This is a genomic window from Actinomadura sp. NPDC023710, assembly GCF_040639875.1.
Taxonomy (GTDB): domain Bacteria; phylum Actinomycetota; class Actinomycetes; order Streptosporangiales; family Streptosporangiaceae; genus Spirillospora; species Spirillospora citrea.
In genome coordinates this window covers 33,788-52,240 of the sequence record NZ_JBFAGB010000023.1, presented here as the reverse complement: position 1 = coordinate 52,240, position 18,453 = coordinate 33,788, and the positions used below count along the sequence as shown (strand labels likewise).

At 69.8% G+C, this 18,453-nt stretch carries 18 protein-coding genes and 1 tRNA gene; 9 read left to right on the top strand and 10 right to left on the bottom strand.

What is annotated here, in order from left to right; genetic code table 11:
* Positions 1–45: 45 nt before the first annotated feature.
* The 3 genes from AB0H37_RS25595 to AB0H37_RS25585 form a co-directional block, all read right to left on the bottom strand.
* Positions 46–996 (bottom strand): DMT family transporter, encoded by a 951-nt coding sequence (locus AB0H37_RS25595; protein ID WP_360615704.1) that lies wholly within the window; start codon positions 994–996, stop codon positions 46–48.
* Between the two features lie 112 nt (positions 997–1,108).
* Entirely contained in the window at positions 1,109–1,942 is an 834-nt protein-coding gene (locus AB0H37_RS25590; protein ID WP_360615703.1) for an AraC family transcriptional regulator, read from the bottom strand.
* Positions 1,906–2,241 (bottom strand): hypothetical protein, encoded by a 336-nt coding sequence (locus AB0H37_RS25585; RefSeq protein ID WP_360615701.1) that lies wholly within the window; start codon positions 2,239–2,241, stop codon positions 1,906–1,908. Before AB0H37_RS25585 ends, AB0H37_RS25590 begins: the two co-directional genes overlap by 37 nt.
* A gap of 557 nt (positions 2,242–2,798) precedes the next feature.
* Here AB0H37_RS25585 and AB0H37_RS25580 point away from each other — a divergent pair.
* Complete coding sequence (locus AB0H37_RS25580) at positions 2,799–3,305, top strand: DUF3307 domain-containing protein (protein WP_179831456.1); 507 nt, start codon at positions 2,799–2,801, stop codon at positions 3,303–3,305.
* A gap of 758 nt (positions 3,306–4,063) precedes the next feature.
* On the opposite strand, the gene AB0H37_RS25575 is transcribed toward AB0H37_RS25580, so the two are convergent.
* Positions 4,064–4,801, bottom strand: a complete 738-nt coding sequence (locus tag AB0H37_RS25575) for a VOC family protein (protein ID WP_329097296.1) — start codon at positions 4,799–4,801, stop codon at positions 4,064–4,066.
* Positions 4,802–5,101: 300 nt separating this feature from the next.
* On the opposite strand from AB0H37_RS25575, the gene AB0H37_RS25570 reads away from it, so the two are divergent.
* The 8 genes from AB0H37_RS25570 to AB0H37_RS25535 all read left to right on the top strand — a co-directional run bounded on the left by AB0H37_RS25570 (position 5,102) and on the right by AB0H37_RS25535 (position 10,456).
* Positions 5,102–5,962 carry a dioxygenase gene (locus AB0H37_RS25570; RefSeq protein ID WP_360615698.1) on the top strand — a complete coding sequence of 287 codons (861 nt, stop codon included), beginning with the start codon at positions 5,102–5,104 and terminating at the stop codon, positions 5,960–5,962.
* 552 nt (positions 5,963–6,514) lie between these two features.
* A complete protein-coding gene (locus AB0H37_RS25565) occupies positions 6,515–7,018 on the top strand; it encodes a DUF1269 domain-containing protein (protein WP_329097298.1) in 504 nt (167 codons plus the stop codon).
* Positions 7,019–7,249: 231 nt separating this feature from the next.
* Entirely contained in the window at positions 7,250–7,477 is a 228-nt protein-coding gene (locus AB0H37_RS25560; protein WP_360615696.1) for a hypothetical protein, read from the top strand.
* Positions 7,450–7,842 carry a hypothetical protein gene (locus AB0H37_RS25555; protein ID WP_360615695.1) on the top strand — a complete coding sequence of 131 codons (393 nt, stop codon included), beginning with the start codon at positions 7,450–7,452 and terminating at the stop codon, positions 7,840–7,842. The genes AB0H37_RS25560 and AB0H37_RS25555 overlap by 28 nt, the downstream gene beginning before the upstream one ends.
* A gap of 142 nt (positions 7,843–7,984) precedes the next feature.
* A complete protein-coding gene (locus tag AB0H37_RS25550) occupies positions 7,985–8,392 on the top strand; it encodes a YciI family protein (RefSeq protein WP_329098455.1) in 408 nt (135 codons plus the stop codon).
* Positions 8,389–9,534 (top strand): DUF6596 domain-containing protein, encoded by a 1,146-nt coding sequence (locus tag AB0H37_RS25545; protein ID WP_360615693.1) that lies wholly within the window; start codon positions 8,389–8,391, stop codon positions 9,532–9,534. The genes AB0H37_RS25550 and AB0H37_RS25545 overlap by 4 nt, the downstream gene beginning before the upstream one ends.
* 156 nt (positions 9,535–9,690) lie before the next feature.
* The gene (locus AB0H37_RS25540) at positions 9,691–10,041 is read left to right on the top strand and encodes a hypothetical protein (RefSeq protein ID WP_360615691.1); all 351 of its coding nucleotides are present in this window, start codon (positions 9,691–9,693) and stop codon (positions 10,039–10,041) included.
* Between the two features lie 91 nt (positions 10,042–10,132).
* Positions 10,133–10,456 carry a VOC family protein gene (locus tag AB0H37_RS25535; protein WP_360615689.1) on the top strand — a complete coding sequence of 108 codons (324 nt, stop codon included), beginning with the start codon at positions 10,133–10,135 and terminating at the stop codon, positions 10,454–10,456.
* Between the two features lie 184 nt (positions 10,457–10,640).
* On the opposite strand, the gene AB0H37_RS25530 is transcribed toward AB0H37_RS25535, so the two are convergent.
* From AB0H37_RS25530 to recF, 6 genes are all read right to left on the bottom strand, one after another.
* Positions 10,641–10,717 (bottom strand) — tRNA-Ile (locus AB0H37_RS25530).
* A gap of 89 nt (positions 10,718–10,806) precedes the next feature.
* Positions 10,807–11,802 carry a DUF3566 domain-containing protein gene (locus tag AB0H37_RS25525; protein WP_360615687.1) on the bottom strand — a complete coding sequence of 332 codons (996 nt, stop codon included), beginning with the start codon at positions 11,800–11,802 and terminating at the stop codon, positions 10,807–10,809.
* Between the two features lie 42 nt (positions 11,803–11,844).
* Positions 11,845–14,349, bottom strand: a complete 2,505-nt coding sequence (gyrA, locus tag AB0H37_RS25520; protein WP_329097311.1) for a DNA gyrase subunit A — start codon at positions 14,347–14,349, stop codon at positions 11,845–11,847.
* An 82-nt stretch (positions 14,350–14,431) separates the two neighbouring features.
* A complete protein-coding gene (gyrB, locus tag AB0H37_RS25515; protein WP_329097313.1) occupies positions 14,432–16,369 on the bottom strand; it encodes a DNA topoisomerase (ATP-hydrolyzing) subunit B in 1,938 nt (645 codons plus the stop codon).
* Positions 16,370–16,727: 358 nt separating this feature from the next.
* A complete protein-coding gene (locus tag AB0H37_RS25510; protein ID WP_329097315.1) occupies positions 16,728–17,246 on the bottom strand; it encodes a DciA family protein in 519 nt (172 codons plus the stop codon).
* Positions 17,243–18,385 (bottom strand): DNA replication/repair protein RecF, encoded by a 1,143-nt coding sequence (gene recF, locus AB0H37_RS25505; protein WP_329097316.1) that lies wholly within the window; start codon positions 18,383–18,385, stop codon positions 17,243–17,245. Before recF ends, AB0H37_RS25510 begins: the two co-directional genes overlap by 4 nt.
* Positions 18,386–18,453: the final 68 nt, after the last annotated feature.

Here is an 18,453-nt window from a genome sequence, read left to right as displayed (position 1 = left end):
AGTCGTAGACGCTGCCCAGGCGGGCGGGCCGGTGTTCGGGTGGGGTCAGTGTTCGGGGGCGGGCTCCGGGGCGGGCTTCGCGGTGGGTTCGGGAGCGTGGGCGGTGGCGCCGTCGTCGGGCAGGGGTGCGGAGGCGGGCGCCGGGGAGCGGCGCGCGGTGGCGAGGACGGAGCCGCCGAGGATCAGCACGAAGGACGCGATGATCGTCTCGGTGAGGGGCTCACTGAGGAACACGACGCCGGCCACGACCGCCACGGCCGGGTTCACGTAGGTGAACACCATGCCCCGGGAGGTGCCGACCTCCCGGATGAGCTCGAAGAACACGATGAACGCCAGCGCCGTGCAGACCAGGCCGAGGGCGATGAGCGCCGCGAGGACGCGTCCGCCCGGCATGGCGCTCGGCCAGGTGGCGATGGCCGGGCCGGTGTAGGCGAGCGCGGCGATCGTCAGCGAGACCGCGGCCAGGTGCAGGCTCGGGAGGTCCTGGAGGCGCCGGGTGGCGATCATCGGGGCGATCGCGTACCCGACCGCGACCAGCATGACCTCGCCGATCGCCCACGCGCTGCCGCCGCCGAGGTGCGGCCCGGCGAGCACGCCGACACCGGCCAGGCCGACCAGCAGTCCCGCCCACCGGAGGGGCCCGAGCCGCTCGGCGTCGCCGGTGAGCCGGGCGAGCACCACGCCGATGATGGGGACGGCGGCGATGAGCAGCCCCGTCATGGAGCTGGTCAGCCGGTTCTCGGCGTCCGACAGCAGCGCCCACGGACCGAGGATCTCCACCGCGGTGAACGCCAGGAGCGGGCGCCAGTGGCGGCGGACCGCGTCCAGCCGCCCGGTCCTGAGCGCCAGCGGCAGCAGGATGAGCGCGCCCAGCGCGGTGCGGGTGAACACCACCATGGGGACCGAGACGCTCTCGACCGCCACCTTGATCAACAGATAGGGGATGCCCCACAGCACGCTCATCAGCGCGAACAGCATCCAGCCGCGGCGACTCAACCCGACCTCCGTTCTCGACCGTCCCACCCGGGCCGCCTCCCGCCCGAGGGCTTCGCGAGGCGGGCGCGTTCGCGATCGGCCCCCGGCACCCCGGGGTCCGCCCGGACGACGTTCAGAATGAGGGTCGGCGAGATGTGCTGTCTTGAACGCTGTTGCGGTAAACGCCCGGGGTGACGCCCAGCACGCGGCGGAACCAGCGGGTGAGATGCGCCTGGTCGGCGAACCCGACGAGCGTCGCCGCCTCGGCCGGACGGTGTCCCGCGTCCAGCAGCGCCCGGGCGCGGGCCACCCGGTGCTGGGCGAGCCACGCGTACGGCGGCATGCCCATCGCTTCCCGGAAGGCGCGCAGCAGCTGGTAGCGCGACAGCCCGAGGTCGGTGGCGACTTCGGCGAGCGTCGGCGGGGCGATCAGTTCGTCGGACAGGCGGGTCGCGACCGTCCTCGCGATACGTCCGGCTTCGGCCCTGCGGGGGGCCGGGACAGCTTTCGGGCCGGACGCCGCATGACGCCGGACGAGCCCGCCCAGCACGCCGAGCAGCCGCGACTCGCCCTCAAGCGGGTCGGCGCCGAGCCTCAGGGCATGGTGGGCAAGGCGCAGCGCCTCACCGAGGCCCCGGTCGTCGATGATCGGGTTCGCGAAGTGCGGTGCGGCCGCGACCGGACCGGGCTCCGCGGTCGTCGCCGCGCCCAGCAGTTCGGCGGCGGGGTACAGGCACAGGTACGCGAAGCCCTCCGGACGCGCCGGGCCGCCGGTGTGCGCCTCGCCCGGCTCGACCACGACGACGCTGCCGGCCGCCGAGTAGATCCTCTCGCCCCGGTAGAGCATCGTCTCCGTGCCGTCGACGGTGACGCCGATGGCGTACTCGTCGTGGGTGTGCGGCGCGTAGTGCCTGCGGCCGATGCGGGCCGTCAGCAGATCGAGTGGCGCACCCTGGATGCCGCCCACCCGCGTCCACAGTGTCCGGTCGACTCCCCGGGCGTCGAGGGGGACCCCGCCGTCCGGACGCCGATCAGGCCGAGAAGACGTGCCCGGAGCCGCCAGCGGTCCTCGTCACGGCCGAGCTCCACGACGGCCACGCCCTCCGCGCCGGTGACCCGGAACCGGTAGACCCTGCCCTCCTGGGCCGATCCGTAGGTCTTCAGCACCGCGTCCACCGCGTAGCGCGTCCCCCGCCACTCGTATGCGGTGAGCCGTCCCGCCGGGTCGTGCTCGGCTCGGATCGGCTCGTTCAGCAACTGCGCCATGCGGGGAGGGTAGCACGCGTTCGAACAAATGTTCGCAGGTCGGAGAGGCCTTCCCGCGCGGCCCGGCCTTGCCTCCGGGCCGATCGGGGCGCGGAATCCGCCGTGCCGCCGGGCGTGGCGCGCCGCTCGCCTCCGTGGCGCCGGGCCGAGTCACGCGAGTCATGAACAGAGCAACAGAAATCACCCCCGACCTCATCCCGATCACACTCGGCGGCCCCACGAGCACCGTCGGCGCCCCCACGAGCAGCGTCGGCCCATCTGGTGATCTTGAGTTCATCGGCTCCTGCGACGCAGGCATCGACCAGGCGCCGACTTCCTCGGAGCTCCTTCGGGCGACGACGCGCCGACCCCGCACCTTCAGCCGTCCGGGCTCCCGTCCGAAGTGCCCGCCCCGTCCCGGCCCACGTTCGCAGCCCAGCTCCGACGACCCCGTCGCGCGATGATCACGAATGGCCGCAAGCCCGGCACCGCCCGTGAAACGGTATTGATCATCCGGCGCTCGGAGCCGGCTGCCCGGGTCCTTCCCTGGCCGGTAATCGAAACACCGTGAGGTGAACATGTCTCCGGACAAGATCGTCGCCGCCGTGACCTTCGTGGTCGTGCTGGCTTCGATGCTCATCGCGCACAACGTCGGGGACCACTGGGTCCAGACCCAGGCCCAGGATCGGGACAAGGGTCTGCACGGCGCCCACCTGTGGAAGGGGCGCCTGGCATGCCTGCGGCACGTTGTGTCCTACACCGTTTGCACGTCGCTGACCGTCGGCATGATGTGGGCGCTCTTCGACCTGCGGATCTCGCTGCTCAGCTTCACTCTCGGACAGCTGATCTCGGCGGGCACCCATTACTGGGCCGACCGTCGGATCACCCTGCAGCGCCTGGCCGAACTCGTCGACAGGCTCCAGGGGCTCAAGGGAGAGGCCGTGGGGTCCTTCTACAGGCTCGGCGCCCCGCGCGACGGCAAGGACGACAACCGCGTGCTGGGAACGGGGCGGTACGCCCTCGACCAGGCGTGGCACTGGTGGTGGATCTTCATCGCTTCCGTCGTGACCGCAGTCGCGGCGTAGGCCCCCCACCCGGCGGAGCCATCCACCGGCACCGCCTCCTACAACCGGCCCTCGTACTCCCGTGCGAGGGCCGTTCTTTTCTTGAAGACGCCGCCGACGTGCTCGCCGACCTGTCGGAACCGGTGGTGTTCGCCGGCGCAGGAGCCGCCACGCATGCCGTGCCCTATCAGGCGAGGTGCCGCATTAGTCGAGAAGCTCCAGGGATCGTTATCCACAGGTTGTGGGTCATCGTTGCGCACACCTCCACCCTCGTCGCAGCAGGGCGTTCCGGCGACGCGTCCACAGACGGATCCCCAGAACAGCCGGGCTTTCCACGGTCTGGACGGCACGTCGGCCGCCGCCCTCCCCATCATGACCGAGGTGACCCGTCCGTCCACAGAATCCACAACGTGTGGATAACTCTCGTGCACAACCTGGGTACGACCGCGCGGCTCCGCGTCCACATTCTTCCCCAGCCCGCCCCCAACCCGCGCGCTCACTTGTCCACGTCGTGGAAAAGCCGCTGACCAGCAGGAGAACCCAGTCTGCGCTGAGGTTCTCCACACCCCGTTCACACCCTGTGGGCGAATTCCCTCCACAACCTCACCGCACCGGTGGACAACGTCGCCCACAGGAATCCCCAACCGTGTCCCCAGAAGCGCACTCCATCAGCCCTGATCGTCGTCCCGGCCCCACACCGGCGGCCGGCCCCGCGATCGAGGCGGGACGATCAGCGTCGATGGTCCGGCACCTGGGGCTTTCACCGGGCACGGGCCCGGTTAGAGCGTGCCTCCGGTCGGTGAAGCCGGACCCTCGACGGGGACCGCGGCCTCGAGGTCGGCCAGGCGGCCGAGGTCGTCGCCCAGTTCGGACGAGTCGGGCAGCTCGATCTCGCGGGCCTCGGCCGCGAGGGCGCGGACGCGAGGCCATTCCTCCAGGTGGGCGGCCGCGTCGGCGCGCAGGACCAGCGCCTTCAGGCGCTCGGACGGGGACAGCGCCTCACCGGAACGCAGCAGCCGATCGAGGATCCGGGCAGCGGCGCGATGGTCCCCCTTCGACTCGCCCAGGAGCGCGGCCATGTGGAAGGCCCGGGCCACCTTCTCCTCCGGGATGGGCGCGTGCCGCGTGTCGTCCGAGATGGCCTGGCCGATGCGGAGCTGGAGCCCGTCCGGGTCGCTGAGCAGGAACTGCCGGACGCCGTACGACATGTCCCGCACCGCGCTCAGCCGAGGAAGCCCCCGGGTCGGGACCCGGCCGAGGGCCTCGCGGAGCCCGCCGCGAAACGCCTCGTACAGGGCGTCCACCTGCGTCGTGGTGATGTAGCACATGTTCATGGACGCGGCCGGATCATGTTTCTTCCACCCGAAGAACTGCAACTCGGCGTCGCCGCGCCGGACCGCGAGGTAGGGGTTGGGACGCGTCTGCCAGGCGGTCTGCTCGAACCCGAGCGCCCGGTAGAAGTCCCAGGTCAGCTCAATCGATCGGCACGGAAAGATCGGAATCGCCTTCTCACCCATGGTCGGAGCGTAGGAAGGGCGATCGGATTAGTCAAGTTTGATTAGTTGCCCCGACCCGTTGCCCGGCCGGCGGGGCCCACCGTTCGAGCGCGCGAACCGGGGAGGTGAGGGAGGATGTGCGTCATCGCGATCATCAGCGCGGCGATCGCCACCGCACTGAGGACGATCTTCGTGGCGCGCGACAGGGCGCGGAGTGGCCGGGAAGATCGGTTTCACCGTCCGGCGGGCACCACCACTCCTGAGACTGGGGACGTCCCCCATCGCCAGAGTTTTCCACAGGCTGTGGAAAGGGAGGCATTCGTGGACTTCAACGAGCACACTGCGACGCGGGCCGTCCAGGACAGTTTCCGCGACACTCCCGACCCGCGACTCCGCGAACTGCTGGATGCGCTCACCCGCCACCTGCACGCGTTCGTCGGTGAGGTGCGGCCGTCGATCCGCGAATGGGAGCAGGCGATCAGTTTCCTCACCGCGGTCGGCCAGACCTGCACCGACACGCGACAGGAGTTCGTCCTGCTGTCGGACGTCCTGGGCGTCTCCATGCTGGTGGAGACCCTGAACGAGCACCAGGACGGCACGGAGAGCACTGTCCTGGGCCCGTTCCACATGGTCGAGTCACCCCCGCGCGAGCTCGGCGACAGCATCGACCTGATCGGAGAGGCACAACCGTGCCTGGTCGCCGGTCGTGTCCTGAGTGGCGACGGCACGCCCCTTCCTGACGCGGAGGTGGACGTCTGGCAGTGCAACGAGAAGGGCTTCTACGACGTCCAGCAGCCCGGGGTCCAACCTTCCGGCAACGGGCGCGGCCTTTTCCACACCGACCCCGAAGGACGGTTCCGATTCCGGACCGTCCTGCCCAGCCATTACCCGATCCCGACGGACGGACCGATCGGACGGTTCCTGGAGGCCACCGGACGTCATCCCTACCGGCCGGCGCACATCCATTTCATCGTCCGGGCGGACGACCACGCCCCACTGACCACCCACGTCTTCGTGGCAGGCAGTCCCTACCTGGACTCGGACGCGGTCTTCGCGGTCAAGCAAAGTCTCATCGTCGATTTCACCGAGTCGAACGACGCGGAGAGGGCCGCCCGGAACGGCGTCCAAGCTCCGTTCCGCCATGCCGAGTTCGACCTGATCCTCAGCAGAGAGCTCAGGTGACCTGCCCCTACACGCTTGTGCGCCGCCGCACGCCACGACTCGGCCCCCCCATGATCGCTGCTCCCGGGCGGCAATGTGGCAGGGTTCGAAGTGGACACCGCCCTCATCGGCATCACCAACCTCTCGGTTATCCACAACCTGTGGAGAACCGCCCTCCTTTTCTGGATAACCGTCTCCGGAGCTGCATAGGCCAAGGCCCGATCTCAACGCCGCCAAAGCAGAGAGAAGCCAAGAACCCCAAGCCGCCGCCTCAGTGCGCTTGCCCCCGTCGAGCGGAAACCGCTGCGCGCGGCCCGCACGTCATTCCGTCCCTGCGCCCCCGGCTCTCCGCCGCGTTCGGCCCTCATGCGCCGCCGGCTTTCGCCAATCGGAACCCACGTTTTGCCCTGTCCCGGTCCAAGAGACCATCGCCCGTGGTTTGCGGCAGACCACGCATTGGGGACCTTCAGGGCATCCCGACAGATCGCGCGGGTGATCGGCACGCCGGGAACGCCGCACACAGCGACCACGCACCCTCCTGTGCCCGGTAGCAGGAGAGAAAACGGGGGAACCATGAGCGACCTGATCGCCGTCGCCTACGACGACCTGCCGCACGCCGAGCAGGCGCGCGAGAAGCTCGTCCAGCTGCACAAGGAGCACATCATCGAGCTGGCGGACGTCGTCATCGTCGAGCGCAGGCAGGACGGCAAGATCAAGCTCCATCAGGCACGCAACCTCGTCGCGGGCGGCGCGCTCGGCGGCGCCGCGTGGGGCGGGCTGATCGGGCTCATCTTCTTCATGCCGCTGCTCGGCATGGCCATCGGCGGAGCCACCGGCGCCGCCATGGGCTCCGCGGCCGACTCCGGCATCGACGACGCCTTCATGCGCAACCTCGCCGAGCAGCTGCCGCCCGGGGCCGCGGCCGTGTTCGTCCTGATCGACAAGCGCAATCCCGAGAAGGCCGTCCCGGAGATGGCGCCGCTGGGCGGCAGGCTCATCCAGACCTCGCTGTCCCCCGAGCAGGAGGAGCACCTGCGCGAGGCCGTCAAGGCCGCGCGCGCACCGCAGCCCGCCTGAGAACCCGGATCCGGCAGCGGCAAGCCCGCTCACCGGCACGGGACCGTGGCGCGCCGACGCCCCAGAGGCCGGTTTCGAGACCCTCGAAACCGGCCTCTGACCTCCAGGCTCACCACAACGCCGCCCCCAGCGGCCGTGGTGGAGCACCCAGTGGTCACGGCGGGCGATGAGTTCTCCCGAGGTCGCAAGCCCAAGCCTGTGCCACCGACCACGGAGAGCTTGGAGCGAACCATGGCGAAGGTCATCACGTCGGCGTCGATGTCCCTGGACGGCTACATCTCCGGGCCGGGTGAGAGCGGGTTCGAGCACCTCTTCGGCTGGCACCGGACAGGGGGCGTCGAGGTCGCCACCGCCCGCCCCGACATGGCATTCGAGGTCACCCCGCAGACCGGCGAGCACCTGCGAAGGCTGGTGGACGCACCGGAGCGCTGGTGGTCGGCCGCAAGCTGTTCGACCTGACGCAAGGCTGGGGCGGCACCCACCCGTTCGGCGTGCCGGTGTTCGTGGTCACTCACACGGCACCCGACGCCTGGCCGCACCAGGGCTTCACCTTCGTCACCGACGGGGTCGAGAGCGCCGTCCGGCAGGCGGCGGAGGTGGCAGGGGACAAGGCAGTCGGTGTAGCCGCCGGCGACATGGCGCGCCAGGCCCTGGCAGCAGGCCTGATCGACGAGTTCTGGGTCGATCTGGTGCCCGTGCTGCTCGGCGGCGGCACGCCGTTCTTCAACGCCGTGACCGACGTCCCCCTCGTCCTGGACGACCCAGACGTCGTCCAGGGCCGCGGCGTAACCCACCTGGTCTACCGGCTCCACAGCCGCGCCTGAGCCGCACCGATCCGAGCGAACATCGCGGCCCCCACAAGATCCACCAGGAAGGGCGCGGTGGGGAGTCGAGAATCGGCGTGCGGTTCCATCCCAGGCGGTGAACGCGGCCACAATGGCTCCGGACGACAACGAGGAGAACATGATGGCCAAGTACCTGCTGCTCAAGCACTACCGCGGCGCGCCGGCACCGGTCAACGACGTGCCGATGGAGCAGTGGGCGCCGGAAGAGGTTTCGGCCCACGTGCAGTACATGCAGGACTTCATCGCCCGGCTCGAAGGAACCGGCGAGTTCGTCGACTCTCAGGGGCTCTCCCCGGAGGGCACGTTCGTCCGCTCCGACGGCGAGGGCCGGCCGCCGGTCACCGACGGCCCGTTCGCGGAGACCAAGGACCTGATCGCCGGCTGGATAGTGATCGACACCGACACCTACGAGCGGGCGCTCGAGCTGGCCGGCGAGCTGTCCGCGGCTCCGGGTGCGGGTGGGAAGCCGATCCACGAGTGGCTCGAGGTGCGCCCCTTCCTGGGCGGGCAGCCCACGGAGACCGAGTGAACGAGTCACTGCTGCGGGAGCTGGTACCCGCGGTGATCGGTGTCCTCGTCCGTCGCGGAGCCGACTTCGCGGCGGCCGAGGACGCCGTGCAGGACGCTCTGGTCGAGGCCGTGCGCGTGTGGCCGGACGACCCGCCACAGGACCCCAAGGGCTGGCTGGTCACCGTGGCCTGGCGCAAGTTCCTCGACGCCGCCCGAGCCGACACCTCCAGGCGGCACCGCGAGGAGCGCGTCGACACCGAGTCCGCGCCCGTCCCAGGCAAGGCGGCCGACGAGACGCTCCAGCTGTACTTCCTGTGCGCGCACCCATCCCTGACGCCGGCCTCGGCCGTCGCACTCACGCTGCGCGCGGTCGGCGGCCTGACCACACGCCAGATCGCCCAGGCCTACCTGGTGCCGGAGGCGACCATGGCCCAGCGGATCAGCAGGGCGAAGCGGACCGTCTCGGGCGTCCGGCTCAACCGGCACGGTGACGTCGCCACTGTGCTGCGCGTGCTCTACCTGGTCTTCAACGAGGGCTACTCCGGCGACGTCGACCTCGCCGCCGAGGCGATCCGGCTCACCCGCCAACTGGCCTCCATGACCGACCACGAGGAGGTCGCGGGCCTGCTCGCGCTCATGCTGCTGCACCACGCACGGCGTCCGGCACGGACCGGCCCCGACGGCAGGCTCGTGCCCCTCGCCGAGCAGGACCGCAGCCTGTGGAACACCCACATGATCGCCGAGGGCGTCGTCGTGCTTCAGGCAGCCCTCGTCCGCGACCGCCTGGGCGAGTTCCAGGCCCAAGCGGCCATCGCGGCGCTCCACGCCGACGCCCGAACGGCCGCCGAGACCGACTGGGTGCAGATCGTCGAGTGGTACGACGAACTGGTGCGCCTCACCGGCAACCCGGTCGCCCGTCTCAACAGGGCCGTCGCGGTCGGCGAGGCCGATGGCCCGCGGGCCGGCCTGGCCGCCTTGGCCGAGCTCGACCCCGCCCTGCCGCGCCACACCGCCGCCGAGGCGTACCTGCGCGAGCGTGACGGCGACCCGGTCGCCGCGGCACGGCTCTACGCCCAGGCCGCCCGATCAGCGCCCAACCTCCCCGAACGCGACCACCTCACGCGACAGGCCGCACGACTCAACGCCCGACTGCGCGATTGAGCGGCGGGCATTCACCGCCCCGATGGCGACGGGGTCAGCCCGACCGTGTCACTTGCCGTTCAAGGCCGACCTCCCCTACGCCTGGGCGCGGGCGCTGTGTACTACGGCGACCCGACAAGGGCTGAAGGGCGACTTGATCCGCACTAACCTCGTCGCGTGAGTGATGACGTCCAGCAGGTTCAGCCGCTCGACTCCGGAATAGCCGAAGAGTGGATACGCAAGACCGATGAGCCGGACCTGCGCGCCGTCTCGGCCTCCAGGCTTCGAGCCGGGCCTTTGTGGAGCGTCAGCGCCTGGGTCATGGAGTTCATCCGCACGGACCCTCTCGAATCCGAATTGCGCCGCCGGATCGCAGAAGAGCTGAGCGGCGTCAGCGGCGTCACCGGTGTCGAGGAGGAAGACCGGGAAGTGTGGACTGTGACCGGCACTCCCACAGGTAGGGCACTGGTCGAAGCGGTGGCCCGGGTGGTCGACGACCTGGCCCCCCAGACCCGCGAAGCTCTCTAAGGATGCATTCGCGCGAACGGCGCGCTCGTTCAGCCGATCCGGCTGCGCGCTACTCTGCGGCTCTCCTGCGCGGATCACGACGGAGGGTGAGATGGGCATCCGGATCAATGGCATCGTCATCGACGCCAATGACCTCGATCTTCTGGCGGAGTTCTGGAGTCGGCTGCTCGGTCTGGCGATCACCCGGCATGAGGAAGACTGGATCAGCCTTGGTCCGCACTTCGCCATGCAGAGGGTTCCGGAAGCCAAGGGTGTGAAGAACCGCGTCCACTTCGACTTGGTGGCTGACGACTTCCCCCAGGCTGTCGCACTTGCCGTCGAGCTTGGAGCGAGCCCTGTGGGCGAGATGCAGGAGGACCTCTGGCAGGTCTGGCGCGATCCGGAAGGCAACGAGTTCTGTATCTGCGTTTCCTGACGGCCGATGCGGCTACGGCCGGGACGCCACTGCTACGGCCGCTCGGACCCATGCCTGCCGTCGGCCGGGCGCCCGGCGGACGCGCCGCGATGCGCGGCCCGGCGCTGCCGTCCGGTGACCGGCGCCGCACGCTTCGCGCCATTGCAGTCGAAAGCCCCCACCGGTCGCGGTGGGGGCTCTGAGCTGGTGGGCCTAGGTGGACTTGAACCACCGGCCTCATCCTTATCAGGGATGCGCTCTAACCGACTGAGCTATAGGCCCGGAGTGTGCCGCCGCCCTGGCGGCGCAACGAGAGGTTACCCCATCTGGGCGGGCAACCGGAAATCGATTGCCGGGCGGCGGCGGCAGGCTTACTCGGCTTCCTTGAGGGTGACCTCGACACCGCCCACGAGGTCGGCGGCGAGGTTGTAGATGACGGAGCCGACCGTGGAGAGGGCGGTGATGAGCAGGACGTTCAGGGCGCCGACGAGGACGGTGTAGCCGAAGACGCGGACGAAGGAGAACCAGCTTCCGGCGTCGACGCTTCCGGTGGTCTCGCCCTGTTCCTTGGTGAGGCTGTTGACGGTGTCGCTGATCGCGTCGAAGACGCCGAGCCCGGACAGGATCACGTACAGGACGACGACGGCGACCAGCAGGACGACGAAGCAGACCAGCGACATGACGAAGCTGAACTTCATCACCGACCAGGGTTCGAGCCTGGCGAGCTGGAGCTGGGCCTTGCGGGCGGGCTTGCCGGGCGCGGGCTTGGACGCGGCGCCGGCCGGGGCCATCGCGGTGGACGGACGGTCCTTCAGGACGGTGCCGGCGAAGCCGCGGCCGCCCGAGCCGGAGGAGTTGCCGGACGGCCCGCCCGCGGAATTGAACGCCTTGCCGGGCGTGTCCGTACGTCCTGTCGAGACCGAACCGGACGGCTCGGCGGGTTTGGCCCAGCCCGCCGAGCCGGAACCGCCCGCGGGGCCGGATGCGGAACCGGCCGGAGCACCCGCCGCGCCGCCGACGGGAGGCGCGGGCCTGGCGGCGGGCTTGGGCTGCTCGGCGGTGTCCTTGACCGGGGCGATCTCAGGCGTGTCGGCCGGCTTGGCCGACGCGTCGTCGATCTGGGTGATATCGGTCCTCGTCTCGTCGCTGCCCTTGCCGACGGGGTCCGTCGCACCGGTGTCGATGTCGACGGTCGTCTCGTCGCGCCCGGACTTGGCGGACGCGGCGGCCACCGTCTTGCCCGGCTTCCCCCTGGACTTGCCGGTGGACTTGGCGGGGCCGGACTTGGCGCCGGGTTTCCGGTCGCCGTTCTCGCCTGCGCCGGCGGCGCCTGCCCCGTCGTTGTCCTGGCCGGGCTCGGTGCTCACGTGTCCTCCTGGCCTAGCGGCTCGGTGACGATGCAGGATACGTCACTCACCGTCGCCCCCTTCGGCTTCGTCAGAGTCCTCCATGGACTCTACGTTCCTCGCGATGGCCACCACGCTGTTCCCGTCGGCGAGATTCATCAGACGGACGCCCATGGTCTGCCTGCCGGACTGCTTGATCTCGGCGGCGGTGGTACGGATCACGCCGGCGTTCGACGTCATCGCGAACACCTCGTCGTCCGGGCCGACCATCAGGGCTCCGACCAACTTCCCGCGAGATTCCACGATCTTAGCGGTGAGAACGCCCTTGCCCCCACGTCCCTGGAGCGGGTACTGGTCCACCGGGGTGCGCTTGGCGTAGCCGCCCCCGGTGGCCACCAGGACGTCCTGGGAGGTGTCCTGCACGACCAGCATGTTGAGGACCTCCTGGTCCTCCTCGAAACGCATGCCGATGACGCCGGACGTGGCGCGTCCCATCGGGCGCAGCGACTCGTCGTCGGCGCGGAACCGGATCGCCTGGGCGCCGGTGGAGACCATCAGCAGGTTGTCGTCGGAGGACACGAGCCGCGCCGCGATCACCTCGTCGTCGTCGACGAGGTTGATGGCGATGATGCCGCCGGTGCGGGGCGAGTCGAAGTCGCGCAGCGCGGTCTTCTTGACCCGGCCCTTCTTCGTGCCGAGCACGAGGTAGGGGGCGACCTCGTAGTCGCGCAGGTCCATGACCTGGGCGATGTGCTCGTCGGGCTGGAAGGCGAGCAGGTTCGCGACGTGCTGGCCGCGCGAGTCGCGGCCGGAGTCGGGCAGCTCGTAGGCCTTGGCGCGGTACACGCGGCCCTTGTTGGTGAAGAACAGGATCCAGTGGTGCGTCGTGGTGACGAAGAACTGGTCGACGATGTCGTCCTGCTTCAGCTGCGCGCCGCGGACGCCCTTGCCGCCGCGCCGCTGCGCGCGGTACTGGTCGGTGCGGGTGCGCTTGGCGTAGCCGCCGCGGGTGATGGTGACGACGACGTCCTCTTCGGCGATGAGGTCCTCGTACGACACGTCCCCGTCGAACGGGATGATCTGGGTGCGCCGCTCGTCGCCGAACTTCTCGACGATCGGGGCGAGCTCGTCGCCGACGATCCGGCGCTGCCGCTCGGGCGAGGCGAGGATCTCGTTGTAGTCGGTGATCTCCGCCATGAGCTTGTCGTACTCGTCGATGATCTGCTGGCGCTCCAGGGCGGCCAGCTTGCGCAGCTGCATGTCGAGGATGGCCTGCGCCTGGATCTCGTCGATCTCCAGCAGGTTCATCAGGCCCTGCTGCGCCTGCGAGGCGGACGGCGAGCGCCGGATCAGGGCGATGACCTCGTCGATGCGGTCGAGGGCCTTGAGCAGGGCGCGCAGGATGTGGGCGCGCTCCTCGGCCTTGCGGAGCAGGAACCGGGTGCGGCGGACGACGACGTCGATCTGGTGCGCGACCCAGTGCCGGACGAACTGGTCGATGCGCAGGGTGCGCGGCACGCCGTCGACGAGCGCGAGCATGTTCGCGCCGAACGTCTCCTGCAGCTGCGTGTGCTTGTACAGGTTGTTCAGGACGACCTTGGCGACGGCGTCCCGCTTGAGGACGATGACCAGGCGCTGTCCCGTACGGCCGGACGTCTCGTCGCGGACGTCGGCGATGCCGTCGAGCTTGCCCTCCTTCACGCCGTCGGCGATCTTGAGGGCGAGGTTGTCCGGGTTGACCTGGTAGGGGAGCTCGGTGACGACGAGGCAGGTGCGGCCCTGGATCTCCTCGACCTCGACGACGGCCCGCATGGTGATGGAGCCGCGGCCGGTCCGGTAGGCCTCCTCGATCCCCTTGCGGCCGACGATGAGGCCGGCGGTCGGGAAGTCGGGGCCCTTGACCCGCTCGATCAGTGCCTCGAGCAGATCCTCGTCGGACGCGCCGTAGTTGTCCAGGTACCACCGGACGCCGTCGGCGACCTCGCGCAGGTTGTGCGGCGGGATGTTCGTCGCCATCCCGACCGCGATGCCGGCGGACCCGTTGACCAGCAGGTTCGGGTACCGGGACGGCAGGACGTCGGGCTCCTGCGAGCGGCCGTCGTAGTTCGGGGAGAAGTCGACGGTCTCCTTGTCGATGTCGCGCAGGAGCTCCATCGCCAGGGGCGCCATGCGGCACTCGGTGTACCGCATGGCCGCGGCGGGGTCGTTGCCGCGCGAGCCGAAGTTGCCGTTGCCGTCGACCAGCGGGTACCGCATCGACCACGGCTGGGCGAGCCGGACGAGCGCGTCGTAGATGGCCGAGTCGCCGTGGGGGTGGTAGTTCCCCATGACGTCGCCGACGACGCGGGCGCACTTGAAGTAGCCGCGGTCGGGCCGGTAGCCGCCGTCGTACATCGCGTACAGGACGCGGCGGTGGACGGGTTTGAGACCGTCGCGCACCTCGGGCAGCGCGCGCGCGACGATGACCGACATCGCGTAGTCGAGATAGCTCTTCTGCATCTCGACCTGGATGTCGACCGGTTCGATCCGTTCGCCCGGGTGTCCGCCCTCTGTGGTCACGTCCGTCACTCTCAAGACCTCTTCTGCTCGATGGGAAGGAAGTACGTCCGCCTGCGGGAGTCAGGCCGGGGAGCCGGCCCTGGCACGTACCTCAGATGTCGAGGAAGCGCACGTCCTTGGCGTTGCGCTGGATGAACTCCCGGCGGGGCTCGACCTCCTCGCCCATGAGCACGCTGAACAGCTCGTCCGCCTGGGCGGCGTCGTCCAGCTGGACCTGCAGCAGGACCCGGTTGTCGGGGTCCATGGTGGTGTCCCACAGCTCGTTGGCGTTCATCTCGCCGAGGCCCTTGAACCGCTGCACGAGGTCGCGGGGACGGGGGTCGCGCTTGCCCGCGGCGATCCCGGCCTCGATGATCGCGTCCCGCTCCGAGTCGGAGAAGGCGTAGTCGGCCTCGGTGCCCCGCGCGTCCCACTTGATCTTGTAGAGCGGGGGCTGCGACAGGTACACGTGGCCGGCCTCGATCAGCGGCTTCATGAACCGGAACAGCAGCGTCATCAGCAGGGTGTTGATGTGGTGGCCGTCCACGTCGGCGTCCGACATCAGGATGATCTTGTGATAGCGCAGCTTGGAGATGTCGAACTCGTCGTGCACCCCGGTGCCGAGGGCGGTGATGATCGCCTGCACCTCGTTGTTCTTCAGGATCTTGTCGATCCTGGCCTTCTCCACGTTCAGGATCTTGCCGCGGATCGGGAGGATCGCCTGGAAGTGCGGGTCGCGGCCGCCCTTGGCCGAGCCGCCGGCCGAGTCGCCCTCGACGATGTAGAGCTCGGACCTGGCCGGGTCGGTGGACTGGCAGTCCGACAGCTTGCCGGGCAGGGACGTCGACTCCAGCAGGCTCTTGCGCCGGGTCAGGTCACGCGCCTGCCGCGCCGCGACCCGCGCGCGCGCCGCCTGCGACGCCTTGTTGATGATCTCCTTGGCCTCGCCCGGGTTCTCCTCGAACCAGTCGCGCAGGTAGACGTTGCAGGCCCGCTGCACGAACGACTTGGCCTCGGTGTTGCCGAGCTTGGTCTTGGTCTGCCCCTCGAACTGCGGGTCCGCCAGCTTGATCGAGATGATCGCGGTGAGGCCCTCGCGGACGTCCTCGCCGGTCAGGTTGTCGTCCTTGTCCCGCAGCAGGCCCTTGTCGCGCGCGTACCGGTTGACGATCGTGGTGAGCGCCGCCCGGAAGCCCTCCTCGTGGGTGCCGCCCTCCGCCGTGTTGATGGTGTTGGCGAAGGTGTGCACCGACTCGGAGTAGGACGAGTTCCACTGCATGGCGATCTCGACCGACATGCCGGTGGCGTCGTCGTTGAAGTAGATGACGGACTCGTGCGCGGCGTCCTTGCGCGCGTTCAGGTAGCGGACGAAGTCCTCGATGCCGCCTTCGTAGTGGTACCGGACGACGTGCGGCTCGCCGTTGACGTGGTCGGGGCGCTCGTCCTGCAGCGTGATGGACAGGCCGCGGTTGAGGAACGCCATCTCCTGCATCCGGCGGGAGAGCGTCTCGAAGTTCCACTCGAGGGTCTCGAAGATGTCGGGGTCGGGCCAGAACGTGATGAGGGTCCCGGTCTCGTCGGTCTCCTCACCCTTCTGGAGCTCGATCTCGGGCCCCTGCCAGGTGTAGGACTGGCGCCACACGTGGCCGTCGGTGCGGACCTCCGCCTCCATCCGGGTGGACAGCGCGTTCACCACGGCCGAGCCCACACCGTGCAGGCCGCCCGAGACGGCGTAGGACTTGCCGTCGAACTTGCCGCCCGCGTGCAGCGTGGTCAGCACCAGCTCGATGGCCGGGCGCTTTTCCACAGGGTGCTCACCGACGGGGATGCCACGGCCGTTGTCGAGGACGCTGACGCCGCCGTCGGCCATGAGCGTGACCACGATGTCGTCGGCGTAGCCGGCCAAGGCCTCGTCGACCGCGTTGTCCACGATCTCGTAGACGAGGTGGTGCAACCCGCGCTCGCCCGTCGAGCCGATGTACATGCCCGGGCGCTTGCGAACTGCCTCAAGCCCTTCAAGGACAGTGATCGAACTAGCGTCGTACGCCAAAGGAGATCCTCCTGCCGGGGATGTCTGCCGCTCCGCGCCCGAGGGAGGCGCGGTGTGCCCCGTAACACACATGCGGGCACCCGGTCGGTGCTCTGGTCATGCTGGTCAGAGCCTCGGGCGCCCAATGACGGCGCAGCATCCTGAACCCGCATTCATTCTACCGGGTGACGAGGCGAAAAGTGGCACTCGCGAGCGCTGTGTGCGCGTGTGGCGGCCGAAGGGCCCCGGAGACACATCCCCCCATTGGGTCAGGGGGGTTATTTGGCCTACGTGGCGCTCGCCGCTGAACTGGACGACCCATCACCGAACAGATGTTCCCACCCGCCACTGACACATCGGCGCGGTCCGGGGCGTCGGCTCACCGGACGCGCCACGCACCCGTCCGGCGCGGCCCTGACGAGGGCCCCACCACCTTCACGCGGCGGACGGTGCCGTGGCCGAGTTCCTCGTTCAGCCGCCGCACGAGCGTGGACGACAGCAGGCGCAGCTGCGTGGCCCACGTCGTCGAGTCGGCGGCGACGGTGAGCTCGCCGTCCTCGAAGTGCTCGGGCCGGGTGTGCTCGGCCAGGTCCGCGCCGACGATGCCGGCCCAGTTGCCGAACACCCCGCCGACGGCGGCGCGCTGCTCCCACCCGCGCGAGGCCATCAGGTCGCGGATCGCCGCCCCGAACAGCTGGGGATCGCCGCCACGCCCGGGATCCCGCACGCGCCCGCCCCGTCCGGCGCCCTTGCGCTTGCCGCCCTGGCCGGGCATCGTGCCGCGCTTGAGCGCGTCCGCCTTGGCCTGGGCTAGCGCCTCGCGGGCCAGCTCGATCCCTGACTTGGCGGGAGGAGCCCCGTCTTCGGCGGACTTGTGCACATCCTGTGGATCACTCACTCGCTCGTCCCCTCGGAGTCACGAACGACCTGGCCGTCCGAGACGGTATACGAGCCCCCTGTCAGTTCGGCGGGGACGTCGGCGGGGACGGCCGCCGTGATCAGGACCTGCTCGGCCGGCGCCACCATCTCGGCCAGCCGGCTGCGCCGCCCGGTGTCCAGCTCGGCGAACACGTCGTCCAGGATGAGGACGGGGTCGTCGCCGTCCGCGCGGAGCAGGTCGAACGCGGCGAGCCGCAGCCCGAGCGCGAACGACCACGACTCGCCGTGGCTGGCGTAGCCGCGCGCCGGAAGCTCCCCGAGGCGCAGCACCAGCTCGTCCCGGTGCGGGCCGACGAGGCTCACGCCGCGTTCCAGTTCCTGCTTGCGCGACTCGGCGACCGCCTTCAGGATCTGCTCGGCCAGTTGTCCACGGTCTGTGGACAACTCCGCGTCCCCGAGGGAGCTCTTGTAGATCAGATCGGCCGCGTCACTGTGCGGAGCGAGCGCCGCATAGGCCTGTGCCACGAGCGGGCGCAACGCCCCAACGAGATCGAGCCGTGCCGCCAGGAGCTCCGATCCCATGCGCGCCAGATGCGAATCCCACACGTCCAGGGTGGCGAGCACCTCCGCGCCAGGGGAGCGCCGGTGCGCGGCCGCCGATTTCAACAGGGCGTTGCGCTGCTTGAGGACGCGGTCGTAGTCGGACCGCACGCCGGCGAACCGTGGCGCCCGCGCGGTCAGCAACTCGTCCATGAACCGGCGCCGCTCCCCCGGGTCGCCCTTCACGAGCGCGAGGTCCTCCGGGGCGAACAACACCGTCCGCAGCATCCCCAGGATCTCGCGCGGCCTGGGGACGGGGGACCGGTTGAGCCGTGCCCGGTTCGCCTTGCCCGGGTTGATCTCGAGCTCGATCAGCGCCTTGCGGTCGTCCTTCACCACCCCGGCCCGCACGATCGCCCGCGGCGCCCCGTGCCGGACGAGCGGCGCATCCGTCGCGGCCCTGTGACTGCCGTGCGAGGCGACGTACCCGATGGCCTCGACCAGGTTCGTCTTGCCCTGCCCGTTCGGCCCCACGAACGCGGTGACCCCCGGCTCCAAAGCGACCTCGGCGGCCGGATACGAGCGGAAGTCCTGCAACGAAAGGTGGGCGACGTGCACAACACACGAGCGTAGAGCCTCACCCGCCCCCCACCACACACCTCACCCACACGGAGGGCCTGTGCACA

What these genes read in the sequence shown, in the direction of transcription:
- AB0H37_RS25565 (WP_329097298.1), top strand. Translation starts at nt 6,515, where the DNA reads ATGAGCGACCTGATCGCCGTCGCCTACGACGACCTGCCGCACGCCGAG.
- AB0H37_RS25550 (WP_329098455.1), top strand. Translation starts at nt 7,985, where the DNA reads ATGGCCAAGTACCTGCTGCTCAAGCACTACCGCGGCGCGCCGGCACCG.
- AB0H37_RS25560 (WP_360615696.1), top strand. Translation starts at nt 7,250, where the DNA reads ATGGCGAAGGTCATCACGTCGGCGTCGATGTCCCTGGACGGCTACATC.
- AB0H37_RS25535 (WP_360615689.1), top strand. Translation starts at nt 10,133, where the DNA reads ATGGGCATCCGGATCAATGGCATCGTCATCGACGCCAATGACCTCGAT.
- AB0H37_RS25575 (WP_329097296.1), bottom strand. Translation starts at nt 4,801, where the DNA reads ATGGGTGAGAAGGCGATTCCGATCTTTCCGTGCCGATCGATTGAGCTG.
- AB0H37_RS25580 (WP_179831456.1), top strand. Translation starts at nt 2,799, where the DNA reads ATGTCTCCGGACAAGATCGTCGCCGCCGTGACCTTCGTGGTCGTGCTG.
- AB0H37_RS25585 (WP_360615701.1), bottom strand. Translation starts at nt 2,241, where the DNA reads ATGGCGCAGTTGCTGAACGAGCCGATCCGAGCCGAGCACGACCCGGCG.